Raw genomic sequence first — 13,133 nt, forward strand, 5'->3', positions numbered from 1 at the left:
AGAGATAGTGTCCATTATCCACAAGTGGACACGATCACCGCGCCACTCCGATCACCTATCCGCGCTCCGCGCAGTCAATGCCAGACGGCCCTCGCCGGAGGGATACGCTTTAGCTGATTCATTGGAGGATCAGCGGATGCGCCATCGATTTCAGCGCGCGAGCCTCGCGCCGGAGGGCTTTTCGGTAGATGCGGTGAAAGTTATCGCGGATAGCGTTCAAATCCTGTTACGCTCGCGTCGATCCTCGGCGACTTGTCCAGCCCGCGGCCTTCACCGGAGGGTTACCGAACTGCTCAACGGCGAGATTTTCTATACGCTTAACGAGGCTCGAACGGTGATCGAAAGCTGGCGGCGTCATTACAACGAGGTTCGGCCACATTCGTCTCTCGGCTACAAACCGCCGGCTCCAGAAGCCGTTCTATGGCCGGCTGCACAATCCGAACCAGCCTCGCCGGCCGCCCCGGCAGTAGCGCCAAGGCCCATCAGGCAATAACATTCAAATCGGACCACCAAATGGGGACCGGCCAATATTTCGCCCCGGCGCGGTTCGCCATAAAGGCGGCGATACCATCCGCGATCATCAAGAATTAATGTCATCAATAACCATCAAATCATCCCGCATAACCCCTGCATGACGATATGTCCGAATATGGCGTGCAGGTCTTCCGACAATTGCATGTCATCGACATCGGCCCAGACAACGTGCCGGCATATCCTTTTGAGTTTGCCGCCACGATAACCGCACAGGCCGATCGTCACGGCACCGATCTCATTGGCGTATTCGACGCCGCGAATGACATTCTCTGAATTGCCGCTGCCCGAAATGGCGAGAGCCACGTCGCCGGGTTGAAGCACTACCTTGAGCTGTTCGCGGAATACGTCTGCATAGGAAACGTCATTAGAATAGGCGGTAAGGAGGCCCATGTTGTCGACGAGCGTGCGGCACAGGAAGGGCTTCCCGGAACTCATCGAGATCGATTTCGCCCAGTCGGTGACGAAATGCAGCGAGGTGATCGCACTACCGCCATTGCCAAACACGACGATCTGCTTGCCAGCTTGCCAAACCTCGGCGATGGCGTTGACTGCCTCATCGATCTCGCGGCGACTTTGAACGTTGAGGAGCGCGATCAGTTTGCTCAGATAGCGATCTGCAAGACCATCACATTTGGCCATTCGTGGGCTTCCCTTTCAAATATCCGTTTTTCGGCGGATGGTAGAAGATGATGCGCGAGCCTTCAGTGGAAAAGGGTAGGCTCACGGGGCGCAGGCCTGACAGCGCGCGGACGATTGCGTCGTGGCGCTCTTCCGGGGCCTGGACCATCAGGAAGCCGCCGCCGCCCGCTCCAAGCAGCTTGCCGCCATAGGCGCCCTCGTTGCGCGCCGTTTCGTAATGGCGGTCGATCGCGGTGTCTGTGATATTGGCGGAAAGGCCGCGCTTGAGAATCCAGCCCTCATGGAGAATAGAGCCCATGGCTTGCATATCGCCGGCATAAAGGCTTTTTACAAAATCCCGAGCAAGATTTTTCAGAGCGTTAAGCGAGTCGATGACGATCTGATCGTCGCGCGAGCGCGCTGATTGTTCTTGCAAGATGTCGGAGGCTGAGCGCGTGCGCCCGGTGTAAAAACACAGGGTTTGGCGCTCGAACTTGTGCAAGTATTCCTGATTGCAGACGACGGGCGTCACCTGCACACTGTCGTCTTGATGAAACTCGATCATGTTGAGGCCGCCGAAAGCAGCCGCATATTGGTCCTGCTTGCCAATTGGCTCGCCGCATAAATTGATCTCAATATGTGACGCAGTCTCCGCGAAGTCCTGGGGCGTGCAAAATTCGCCGTTGTACGCGGAAAGTACTTGCAACAAACAAACGGTAAAACTGCTCGATGAGCCAAGTCCGGTGCCGCCGCTGGGTATGTCGGCGATTGACGTGATCTCGACGCCGCCGCGAATGTTCTTGAGCTCGAGCGCGGTCTTGACCAGCGGATGCTTCAGTTCGCCGCTATGATTAACGTTTTCAGTGACCGAATAGCTGACGCGCAAACGCTCGTCGAATTTAGGATTGATCGCGACGAAGACGTATTTGTCGATCGAGGTGCTGACAACCAGACCGCCGAATTTACGATAGTAAGATGGAAGGTCCGTGCCGCCGCCAAGAAAACTCATGCGCAAAGGCGCTTTTCCAATAATCATTAGCTTTTGGCCTCGAATGTGGGCAGCTCTTCGGCGGAAGAGCAGAGTTGGCTGATGATCGGAGCTTCATCAAGGAGTCGCGCGTTCCAGTAGCGCTCGCTTACGCCGCTTTCGTTTCGCCAACGATAAAAGGCATCGAAACGTGCGCGTCGCGCTGTTTCTGAAACGAATGCGGCGAGGCGCAGAGCACCTGGCGCCTCGATTGCCAACGCCGGGGCACCTTCGCAGATCACGACGGCGCCAAATGGAACGACCTGCGAATTTTCGCCAATGCGTCTGCGTGCCGCGCGATCGTATACGGGAATTGCGATTTCGACGGACGCTTCCGCGGACCGCAGGCGGAATAGTTCATTCGAGACCGTGCAAAGGTCATATCGCGCCAGCACGTCCGGGCCACGGTCCGACAAATCCCTGAGCCAGGCGTCGAGCGGCAGCGTGACCGCATCAAATCCCTTTTCGCGCAACACTTCCGCGAGGATCCGCGCCCAGGTGCTTTTCCCGGTGCGGGCTTGGCCGCCAACCAGGATCTGTGCGCCTGGCCGGACGTTCTTTTCGATAAAAGCCGCGCAAAAGGCGCGCATGACCGGATAGGCGTCAAGAATGAACTCCACGGCCTCGGGCAGATCCTCAAACGTGAAATCCGGCTCCACGTCATTGGCGCCGTCGCGGCCGCCATGGCCGCCACGCACCAGGATCGAGCGGACACCAGCCGCCTTCGCCGCGCCGATGTCGCCCGTGCGGTCGCCGATCATCCAGGAACCCGCGAGATCGAGGCAAAGCTCATCCGCCGCCTTGAGGATCATGCCAGGTTTCGGTTTGCGGCAATTGCAGTCGATCTTGAACTCGACCCGCTCTCCCTCATAGCCCTTGTGGGGATGATGAGGACAATAATAGATCGCGTCGACGAAAGCGTGATTATGCGCGAGATCGCGCTCCATGGCGGCGTGAACCGCGTCGAGTTTCGCCTCGCTCAGCGTCCCATGCGAGACGCAGGGCTGGTTGGTGACCACAACTGTGGCGAGCCCAGCCTTGTTGAGCCTGCGCACGCTGTCGGCGGCGCCCGGCAGAAGCTCCATTTGCCCCGGATCAAGAACACCGTTGCGCTCGACATTCAACACGCCGTCGCGATCGATAAACATTGCCGCGCGCGGACGGCCGCTGCGCTGGGGGGCGACCTTTCCGACGGCGTAGTCGCGATTGACCTTCTCTAGGCGCTCCGGCGTGCCAAGGTCCTTGATATATTCAACGGAGCGATAGGCGAAGAGCGTCTCGCCGCGCGCAATAAGCTCGGGAAAGACGTGGCGGCCGAAGTCCAGGGTGCCCTCGCGAGGGGAAACGCTTTCGAGAATTTTTTTGTTCATTACGTAAAGCGCGGCGCTGGCCAAGTTGCGCAACGGCGCTGCGTCCTCGCGCCAACGGGAGAAGCCGGTAACGCGGTTTTCGGCGTCCGTCACGACCAGATCGGAGTCGAAAGGATGGTCATTAGGGTGTACCAAAAGGGCCGCCGCCGCTTTGCGCCTTTCGAAGAAGCGCCAAAACCGCTCCAGATCGATGTCCAGCATCGTGTCGCAATACAGCACGAGAATATCGTCCTGAAGCAAATCCTTGGCGGCCAACACGGCACCGGCGGTGCCCAGCGGCCTATCCTCGATCACGCTGCGGCAGCTCAGACCGAAGTGCGAGCCGTCGCCCACGTAGTCCTGCACCTGCGCCGCCTCATGACCGAGCAGAAGCACCACATCGTCGAATCCGTGCCGATGGCACAGCTCAAGCTGATGGCCGAGAACGGGCTTGCCGCCGACCTCCGCCAACGCCTTGGGCACATTACCGATGACGGTCCGCAGCCGTGTGCCGAGACCGCCAGCGAGGATAACCGCTTGCCTGGTCATGCGATCGCCATTCGTTCCGCCACCTGGACTGAGACCGCCCGTTCGACGGCGTCAAGCGACGTCGGACATTGCGGCCGCCAACCCAAGGCGAGAAGCTTGTCAATCGCATAATGAAAGCGCGGCACGTCGCCGACCCAGCCGCGATCCTCGGATCCATAGACAATCCGCGCACCGGGAGACGCCTTGCTCACGACGATCTCAGCGATTTCGCGCACGGTGACGCCGATGTCGGAAGGGCCGATATTAAAGCAATTCACGCGCTCCGAGGCTTTTTCGACGATCATGAACACCGCCGAAAGCAGATCGTTGACATAGAGATAGGGTTTGCACTGCGATCCGTTGCCAAGCACCCGCAACTCATCCGGCGCTTTCGCGAGCCGATCGAGAAAATCGTGAATTACGCCATGGGTGGCCCGGCCGCCGATGACATTGGGAAAGCGGAACAGCCATAGGCGGTCCAGCGCCGCCTCCGACAAAGCGGTCAGGCAAGCTTCACTGGCCAGTTTCATTGCGCCATAGTTCGAGATCGGAAACAGAGGACCGACGTTCTCATGCAGCGCGATGGGACCATGGTCGCCGTAAATTGCCGAAGTCGAGGCAAAGGCCAGCTTGCGAATTCCAAATTTACGGCAGGCCTGGGCGACGCAATAGGTCGTCATGAATGTATCGCGTAGGTCTATGGACGGATCAGACCCGCCGGTGCCGATGTCCGAATTAGCGGCCAGATGCCAGATCATATCGGCATTCCGCCCGTACTGCTCCATAGTCGCCAGAACGGCCTGCTCGTTGGCGCAATCGACTTTGGCGAATGCGAAATTTTTGTTCTTGCGCGCCGCTGCGATATGGGCCTCCTCGCCGCGCACGAAATTGTCGATTCCAAAAACGCGATGATTTTGCTCAAGCAAAAGATCGACGAGCTGGCTGCCGATAAAGCCAGCAGCACCTGTCACGACATGTAACTTATTGTCTTTCATATGCAACTCCGATGCCTTCCGCGGCTAAAGACCCGGATGGCCAAGTGCGCCAAGGCTTTATTATCTGACAATTGCCGACAGGTGTTTGCTGCCTTCACTCTTCCGGTCCGGCTTGCGACCGATGAATTCAAAACCGGCAGCGATGATTTCCTGGCGATCTTGCGACAGCGCCTCGAAATCGGTCCATATCCTGCTTTGCCTCTGAGCAGGGTTGCGCCAAATCTCGACAAAATCCCGCATTGGCGTCGCGGCGAAGCGATCGGCGGCTTCCGCGGCAAGGTCGGCGCGCAGCACCGTCTCGCATTCCGACGCCAACCATGAAATTGTATGGTTGGGGCAGAAGTTGGAGGATACGTCGAGTTTTTCCGTATCAAAGGACTTGAACCACTCCGCCATGCCATAGCGTGTGCAATTATAAAAATGCCAAGGCTTTTCGTGCAGCGGCTGGAGGAATGCCGTGCGAACGTGAATGCGGCCGCCAGGCTTAAGAACCCGCAACAACTCGGCGGCGACCATTTGCGGCTCGCGATAATGCTCGAAGGCGTTCATCGACAGCACGGCTTCGAAGGATTCGTCGTCGAAGGGGAGGAAATGCGCGTCGGCGACTAGGTCGGTGTGGCGGAAGATCGCGTATTCGGCCTCCACCACATGATCGAACTTCTGATCGGAACCGCCGGCGCTCAAGTTGAGCACAAATCCTTTCGTTTCAGCAATGATCGCACGCGCAGGTTCAGGTAAGTCATTGGAGATCAGATCCATGGGCCGGATTTCCGGCGACATGTTGTCGGGCGTGAACACCGGGCGTCCTTCGACGATCGGCCAGCGCCTCAAGCCATCCAACGTAACGAGGCCGAGTTTGTCGTCGGAATAAGTGAGCTTCTGCCCCGAGAGTGGACATCGCAAAATCGGCAGCAGATCGTCGAGCCGCGAAGCTTTTGGACGATAGGCGGCGTTTGGCGTCGCCTTCACGCGGCGGGTTTCACGGTCGATAAGCGATACCCAAGCGTGCCGCTTTTCAAAACTCGCGATCAGGCGAAGGTAATTCTCCGGCACCATCGTTTGCTGATACATCATTGAAGCATCGTGCACGCGATATTCGGCGAGAATTTCGTTGCACAACTCGCCGGCGAGCCCAAGTTCCGCGATGCGGCACCAGAAATCATAATCCTCCCAACCGTGACGGATATGTTCGTAACCTCCGACCATCGCCCAGGCTTCTTTGGCGACAAGCGCCATCGCGTCGATGTAATTGCCATGCACGAAACGCTGCGGATCGTAAGGCAAATCTGTGATCAGCGCGCGCGAAGCGCCAAAATGCTGAATAATAGGATATACATAAGCGGCACTGCTCGCCTTGATCGACTCGAGCAGTCGTTCACAACATTCCGGCAGCAGCCGGTTATCGGCGTCGAGCGGCAAAATATATGCTGTTTCGGCCGCGTCATAACCCGAGTTGCGGCATAAACCGAGCCCATAGTTGGCCTGGTTCTGCAGAACGATAATTCGGTTGAACCGGTCGGCATGCCGTTCCGCCCAAGTCTTGGCGACATTCAGCGAGTTATCGGTCGAACAGCCGTCGACGATGACAAGGTCGAGATTCGTCAAGGTCTGCCGGGCGACCGAATCCAGCGCTTCTACCACAACCGTCTCGTAATTATAGAGCGGGATGACGACGCCCACTTCTGACCACCCGCCTTTGTTGCTTTCGAATATGACGTTCGACGGATAAACCTTCGGCGGCGAAATTTTCGGTCTCGTTTGGGCCGCTTCGAGCGCAAAACCGCGGGCCGCCCGCGCGCCGCCATTCAATTGATCGATCACGCGGCCGAATTGTAGATGCCGTTGTCGCGGCCCGAATTTGGCTAAAGCTTTGATATAGGCAGCTCGGCCGATTTTTTTACGCAGGTCAGCGTCATCAACGAGGCGCATGAGATATTCCCGCCAATCGTCGGCGCTCGCTGCCAGATAACCGTCGACGCCATGCTCGATGGCGCGCAGGAACGGCCCGGTCGGCGAGGCCACGGTTGGCGTGTCCACAAGCGCCGCTTCGAAGAATTTAAGTTCGCTTTTTGCTTCGCAAAATGGATTGCCAAATTCAAGCGGCGCGAGATTGATGTCAAAGCGCGCCATTTCCTTTGCCAACTCTGACAGGGGTTGCAAGGGACGCCATTCAATCTGGTCCAGCACCGGCTTCAGCGCGGGAAATTCCGCAACATCGACCAAGGAAGTTGTTTTATCCGGCGTCTCGAACAAAACCAGCCGGCAATTTGGCCGTGCACGCAGCACCTCCGCCAAAGCGCCGACCGCCAAAGCGAAATCGCGCTGATGCGTCTTCGAGCCGCCAGCATAGCCGATGCGGATCAATCCGTCCTTTTGAGATCGCCATTGAATTGCCGCAACACGAGAAAAATCGTGAATGGATTGGTCGAAGCCATTCGGCAACACATGCGTCGCCTTGCCCGCGCGGCGCATATGAAATGCGAGCTCCTGCGTAGTGGCAAAACAGACGTCGGCGGCGAGCATCGACTGCCGCACAGATTCGTAATGGCCCTTCACCTGATCTTCGGTCAGGCTTTGCGTCCGAATCCCGTCAATTAATTCACTCTTTGCGAGTTCCGGAACGATCATCAGGTCATCGACGTCAAAAACGATCTTGGCGCCAAATTCGCGCATTCTCGTGACCAATTGCTCGATTTCAGAAGACCAAAGGGTGCGCCAGATAATCACGACATCGTAGAAGTTGCGATTCAGTTTCGTCAAATCCGCCGCTTCCACCCAGAAAGCGTCGCAGCCATTGGATTTCGCCGCCGCCATGTAACGTTCGACGCGGTAAGCGTGCCCGGGCGTCTTTGGCTCTCCGGAAACGAACAATATAGAGAAACGATCTGCGGGCGCCAAGTTGGCGACCAAGGGCAGCGGTTTGGCGATCTTGGGAAAAAAGCTCCGCCCTTCCGATTCACCACACAAAATGTAGTGAACCAACGGATTTGCCCCCTCCTCCGCAACTTCGGGGTTGTTCAGCAAGTATTGCCGACCGGAAAATCTCGGGCTCGGTTCGCACCCTTCTCGAAATCCGTAAAGCGCATAATGTCGTGCCGGATCCATGCCGGACGCCGCAACTTGCGGATATGCCGCCAGATACCAGCGCCGATCGAAAAAGTTCGAGCGGCGGACCAGATCTGCATCCTTCATGCGGTCAAGCGATTTGCGGCCAGCCGCACCAACGAGTTTCAACGCAGCTTTGCGAAGCGAAAATTTAAGATTTGCACGGAGATCGCGAAACGCGTCGCTGCGACGCGCGAGTACATGAGCTCTCGCTAGGCTCTTAAGATGTCGATTTTCAATCTCGAGCTGGTCAATCGTACAAGCAAATTCCGCGAGGCGCTCCGGCACCTGTTCAAGCTTTTCCGTTGAACGCTGGATTGCGGCTAGCTGATCGGCATAGGCGGCTGCATTGAGTTTCTCGCGCGTTTCAGCGAGCCAGCGTTCGCCGAGATGACGAAGACGCTGGCGCAATGCGCCGACCAATCTCGGATCTTCCTCAGCGCAGAGCTCGCGAAGCGTCTGCGGCGCGTCGGATCCCACAAGGGCGATGCCGAGACCAGCCCCGTGAAAAACCTCGAAGGTCGAATATTTCGCTTTCAATTCCGCGAAATATGGCGCGACGCCAAAATCCCTCATGAAAACATTCGTGTCATGGAAAATGACGACGGCGCGAGTGGACAGTTTCGGCAGCCAGCTTTCAAAGTCATGCTTCACGTCCTCATAACGATGCCGTCCATCGATATGGAGGAGATCGATTGATCCGTCGTCGAAATTGCCGAGAGCTTCGTCAAACGTTCTCCGAAGCATTGTCGAGAAATGCGAAAAATGGCGATCATGAAATGCCTTGAAGCCTTCATACACTGAGTCGTCATAACCACCGGCATGCTCATCGCCTTGCCAGGTGTCGACCGCAAAACAACGAGCGACGCCGCCCATCATCTCGTTGGCTTTGCAAAAAGCGGAATAAGATACGCCGTAATGGGTGCCGAGTTCGACAAAAAGACCAGGTCGGCAAGCGGTCATAAGCCAAAGAGCGAAGGGCACATGCGTCCACCAGGCGCTCGGCGTGCCAACAAGCTCAGGCTCCATGAAAAGCGGTGCCAAATCTTTGGATGCAAGAGCCCATATGCCGGAAAGCGATGAAGAGAACCTTTGATCCGTCATCAGCATTGAACTGTTCACGACGAGCCTCCATCATTCAAATTCTTACAAAATGCATAAGCCTTGAGGTCATAATGCTGCTCTTGCTCTGCACATTGCAAATAAAGCCGCACTATGCGAGTTTTCCTAACTACTACTTCATCTCGTCGATCCTCGCTCTTCGTTAGCGGCTCTATCGCCTGCTCTTCGTATTGACCGAAGTCTGCCTTCAGTTGAGAGGGGCCTTATGGACCAAAACTCCGTGGATGTTAATCAAAATATCTCGCGCTGCCGCGAGCTTGCGGTCGCGAACGGTGGCGCTGGCCTCATTTCAGTTGCGCATGGTATCGGCGACCTTGATCACCAGCCAGATCGACGGTTCTAGGGCGTAGTGACGAATTAACTATTTGCGCAAAATAGCAATTGCGGCGAGCTTTGACCTGCCACTGAAGTTTCATCCGGCCGCGTTTAGAACCTTTGCTGCGCCGGCACAGGCCCGAGGATCGTGACCCCACCCCTCACTGCGTGGAAAGCCAACCGAGCACAAGAATTTGCCGAATTTGCTTACCCAGCGCTTACCGGCCGAGGCATTGATCCGCTGTGAGGAGTGATTTCTCCCTGCAATGTATTGATTTTATTGGTGCCGGTTGCAGGGATCGAACCCGCGACCTTCGGTTTACAAAACCGCTGCTCTACCAGCTGAGCTAAACCGGCGCGCCGTCATGCGGCGGGAAGCGATCTGCTACCAGCCCGCCGCCCGAGGCGCAAGGGGCGCCAAGGGGCGCATGGCGGGCGGCGGCGGCGCGTGTCCGAGGCGGCGGGCGCCGCCCCGCGCCTTTCGCCTCAATCGCTGGCGTAGATATTGCGGTCCTTGGTTTCCGGCACCAGCACCAGGCCGACGACAAAAGTCATCAGCGCGACGCAGACCGGATACCACAGGCCAAAATAGATATTCCCGCTCGCCGCCACCATGGCGAAGGCCAGCGGCGGCAGGAAGCCGCCGAACCAGCCGTTGCCGATATGATAGGGCAGCGACAGCGAGGTGTAGCGGATGCGGGTCGGGAACAATTCGACCAGTTGCGCCGCGATCGGCCCATAGACCATGGCGACCAGAATGACCAGCAAGGTCAGCAGGCCGAGCACGGCGGGCTTGTTGATGCGCGCGGGATCGGCCGCGGCGGGGTAGCCCGCGGCCTCGATCATCGCCAGCAATTCGGCCTGGAAGGCGCTCCGCTTTTCAGCCAGCTGGTCCTTGCTGAGCCCGGTCCCGTCGAAGGACGCGATCTCCTTGCCGCCGACCGTGACGCGGGCGATAGCTCCCGCCGGCGCCTTCTCGTTCGAATAGCTGACGCCGGCATTGGCGAGCACGTTTTTGGCGATGTCGCAGGAACTGGTGAAGGCCGCGTTCTCGATCGGGTCGAACTGGAACGAACATTTGGCCGGATCGGCGATGACCGTCACCGGCGCCGTATCCTGCGCGTGGGCGAGCGCCGGATTGGCCATGACCGTCAGGCCATGGAAGATCGGGAAATAGAGCAGGGCGGCGAGCAGGCAACCGCCGAGGATGATCGGCTTGCGGCCGACCTTGTCCGACAGCCAGCCGAAGAACAGGAAGAAGGGCGCGCCAAGAATGAGCGAGCCGGCGATCAGCAGATTGGCGGTGGCGCCGTCGACCTTGAGGATGCGGGTCAGGAAGAACAAAGCGTAGAACTGGCCCGTATACCAGACGGCGGCCTGGCCGGCGGTGCCGCCGAGCAAAGCGACGATGGCGATCTTGGCGTTGCTCCATTTGCCGAAGGCTTCGGTGACTGGCGCCCGCGAGCCGCGCCCCATCGCCTTCATCTGGCGGAAGGCCGGCGTCTCATTGAGCTGGAGGCGCATCCAGACCGAGGCGACCAGCAACACGAAGGACAAGAGGAAGGGGAAGCGCCAGCCGTAAAGCTCGAAATCCTCCTCGCCGATCAGGGCGCGGAAGGCCATGATGATCAGCAGGGAGAGCAGCAGGCCCAGTGTTGCGGTGGTCTGGATCCAGGAGGTGTAATAGCCGCGCCGGCGCTGGGGCGCGTGCTCGCCGACGTAAATGGCGGCGCCGCCATATTCGCCGCCAAGCGCGAGGCCTTGCAGCAGGCGAAGGGTGACGAGCAGAATCGGCGCCATGAAGCCGATGGCGTTGAAGGTGGGCAGCAGGCCGACCAGGAAGGTCGAAATGCCCATGATGAGGATGGTGATGAGGAAGGTATATTTGCGGCCGACGAGGTCGCCGAGCCGACCGAACACCAGGGCGCCGAGCGGGCGCACAGCAAAGCCGGCGGCGAAGGCGAGCAGGGCGAAAATATAGCCCGCGGTCGGGTTGACGTTGGAAAAGAAGTGCTTGGCGATGATCGCCGCCAGCGAGCCGTAGAGATAGAAATCGTACCATTCAAAAATGGTGCCCGCCGAAGACGCGAAGACAACGCGTTTTTCCTGCGGGGTCATGGGGCGGCTGCGGTCATCCGCCCCCGCCAGAGCGGCCTGGGTCATGGTAAAAGTCTCCTCCCCTGACATCTTTCAGGTTCTGATTTTTTTCTTATTGATATGGGTCAATATGCCGTTGTCGCGCGGCGAAGGGCAAGCCTTCGTTCCGTCTTTTCCGCGCGATATATTCGGCATTAAGTATATATCTCTATTCGGCCAGCTTTGCCCGGGTCACAGCAAGGGCGACGGCGCAGGCGTTGGAGACGTTGAGGCTCTTGATTGCGCCCGGCATGTCGAGACGGGCGAGCACGTCGCATTTTTCCCGCGTCAGCCGGCGCAGGCCCTTGCCTTCGGCGCCGAGAACCAGCGCCACGGGCCTGCTGAGCATTGTATGTTCAAGGCTCTCGGGGCCTTCCGAGTCGAGACCGACGCGCAGATAGCCGGCGTCGCCGAGCCGGTCGAGGGCGCGGGCGAGATTGACCACCTCGACCAGCGGAACATGTTCGAGGCCGCCGGAAGCCGTCTTGGCGAGCACGCCGGAGAACTCCGGCGCATTGCGCTCGGTCACGATGACGGCGTCCGCCGCGAAGGCCGCCGCCGTGCGCAGGATCGCGCCGACATTATGCGGATCGGTGATCTGATCCAGCGCGAGCACCAGGCCGGAGCGGCTCTCGATCTCGCTCACATCGAGCGCCGGCAAGGGGCGGGCTTCCAGAAACACGCCCTGGTGCACGGCCTCGGCGCCCAGTCGGGCGGAAAGCGCCTCGCCATCGACGATATGCAGCGGCACGCCGCTGGCCGCGATTTCGGTCGCCAGCTTTTCCGCGGCCGCTGCCGTGGCGAACAAGTCGAGGCTTTCGCGGCGGGGATTGCCCAGGGCCTCGCGCACGGCATGATAGCCGTAAAGCCCGGCGAGTTCGGGCGAGGGGCGTCGGAAGGCGCGCGAATCGGTCCGCGCTCCGGGCTTGTGCGTGTCCTTGCGGGGCGCCTTGTCCGCGTTCTGGCGCGCGGGTTTTTCGTTTCGCGCACGAAAAGGCGTTTCCGTCCGCCGTCCGCCCTGCTTCCTCATTCGCGCCTCCGCCGCCTTATGCCTGTCCTCTCACGCGCACGCCGATTTGACAATCGGCGGTTCGCGAGGCGTGTGTTTTTACGGTTGACACAATGGGCGGATAAAAGCATAAGCCCCCCAACGAAGGGCCCCGTCGTTACGGGGCCTTTTCGTTTCCGACGGGCCCAGCCCGCCGGATGGGAGAGTGTCCCGAGCGGCAAAGGGGGGGGACTGTAAATCCCCTGGCTATGCCTTCGTAGGTTCGAGTCCTACCTCTCCCACCAATTTTCTTCAGCATGCTGATTTAAGAACATTTTCAGCCGACGTTGCGCCTGACTGTCGCACAACGGTGTCGCACACTGACGCCGCTGAAACGGCCATAACTGTTTGTAACC

At 58.8% G+C, this 13,133-nt stretch carries 7 protein-coding genes, 2 tRNA genes and 1 pseudogene; 2 read left to right on the top strand and 8 right to left on the bottom strand.

Annotated elements, in window-relative coordinates; translation table 11 throughout:
* Positions 1-286 precede the first annotated feature (286 nt).
* A pseudogene (locus tag ACE3S9_RS06505) lies at positions 287-493 on the top strand (transposase); the annotation flags it as partial.
* A gap of 113 nt (positions 494-606) precedes the next feature.
* On the opposite strand, the gene ACE3S9_RS06510 reads toward ACE3S9_RS06505, so the two are convergent.
* The 8 genes from ACE3S9_RS06510 to rlmB all read right to left on the bottom strand — a co-directional run bounded on the left by ACE3S9_RS06510 (position 607) and on the right by rlmB (position 12,759).
* The gene (locus ACE3S9_RS06510; protein ID WP_374545631.1) at positions 607-1,173 is read right to left on the bottom strand and encodes an SIS domain-containing protein; all 567 of its coding nucleotides are present in this window, start codon (positions 1,171-1,173) and stop codon (positions 607-609) included.
* Positions 1,160-2,188 (bottom strand): GHMP kinase, encoded by a 1,029-nt coding sequence (locus ACE3S9_RS06515; protein WP_374545632.1) that lies wholly within the window; start codon positions 2,186-2,188, stop codon positions 1,160-1,162. The genes ACE3S9_RS06510 and ACE3S9_RS06515 overlap by 14 nt, the downstream gene beginning before the upstream one ends.
* Positions 2,188-4,077 carry an HAD-IIIA family hydrolase gene (locus ACE3S9_RS06520; protein ID WP_374545633.1) on the bottom strand — a complete coding sequence of 630 codons (1,890 nt, stop codon included), beginning with the start codon at positions 4,075-4,077 and terminating at the stop codon, positions 2,188-2,190. The genes ACE3S9_RS06515 and ACE3S9_RS06520 overlap by 1 nt, the downstream gene beginning before the upstream one ends.
* Entirely contained in the window at positions 4,074-5,051 is a 978-nt protein-coding gene (locus tag ACE3S9_RS06525; protein ID WP_374545634.1) for an SDR family NAD(P)-dependent oxidoreductase, read from the bottom strand. The genes ACE3S9_RS06520 and ACE3S9_RS06525 overlap by 4 nt, the downstream gene beginning before the upstream one ends.
* A 60-nt stretch (positions 5,052-5,111) precedes the next feature.
* Positions 5,112-9,278, bottom strand: coding sequence for a class I SAM-dependent methyltransferase (locus ACE3S9_RS06530; RefSeq protein WP_374545635.1), 4,167 nt, complete (start codon positions 9,276-9,278; stop codon positions 5,112-5,114).
* Positions 9,279-9,874: 596 nt separating this feature from the next.
* Positions 9,875-9,950, bottom strand: a tRNA-Thr gene (locus ACE3S9_RS06535).
* A gap of 129 nt (positions 9,951-10,079) precedes the next feature.
* A complete protein-coding gene (locus ACE3S9_RS06540; RefSeq protein ID WP_374545636.1) occupies positions 10,080-11,756 on the bottom strand; it encodes an MFS transporter in 1,677 nt (558 codons plus the stop codon).
* Positions 11,757-11,898: 142 nt separating this feature from the next.
* The gene (gene rlmB, locus ACE3S9_RS06545; protein ID WP_374545637.1) at positions 11,899-12,759 is read right to left on the bottom strand and encodes a 23S rRNA (guanosine(2251)-2'-O)-methyltransferase RlmB; all 861 of its coding nucleotides are present in this window, start codon (positions 12,757-12,759) and stop codon (positions 11,899-11,901) included.
* 178 nt (positions 12,760-12,937) lie between these two features.
* Here rlmB and ACE3S9_RS06550 point away from each other — a divergent pair.
* Positions 12,938-13,022 (top strand) — tRNA-Tyr (locus ACE3S9_RS06550).
* Positions 13,023-13,133 lie beyond the last annotated feature (111 nt).

This window comes from Rhodoblastus sp., assembly GCF_041915505.1.
Lineage (GTDB): Bacteria > Pseudomonadota > Alphaproteobacteria > Rhizobiales > Beijerinckiaceae > Rhodoblastus.

Bases quoted from the DNA above. Each gene is read 5' to 3' on its own strand.
- ACE3S9_RS06510 (WP_374545631.1), bottom strand. From the start codon at position 1,173: ATGGCCAAATGTGATGGTCTTGCAGATCGCTATCTGAGCAAACTGATC.
- ACE3S9_RS06515 (WP_374545632.1), bottom strand. From the start codon at position 2,188: ATGATTATTGGAAAAGCGCCTTTGCGCATGAGTTTTCTTGGCGGCGGC.
- ACE3S9_RS06520 (WP_374545633.1), bottom strand. From the start codon at position 4,077: ATGACCAGGCAAGCGGTTATCCTCGCTGGCGGTCTCGGCACACGGCTG.
- ACE3S9_RS06525 (WP_374545634.1), bottom strand. From the start codon at position 5,051: ATGAAAGACAATAAGTTACATGTCGTGACAGGTGCTGCTGGCTTTATC.
- ACE3S9_RS06540 (WP_374545636.1), bottom strand. From the start codon at position 11,756: ATGACCCAGGCCGCTCTGGCGGGGGCGGATGACCGCAGCCGCCCCATG.
- rlmB (WP_374545637.1), bottom strand. From the start codon at position 12,759: ATGAGGAAGCAGGGCGGACGGCGGACGGAAACGCCTTTTCGTGCGCGA.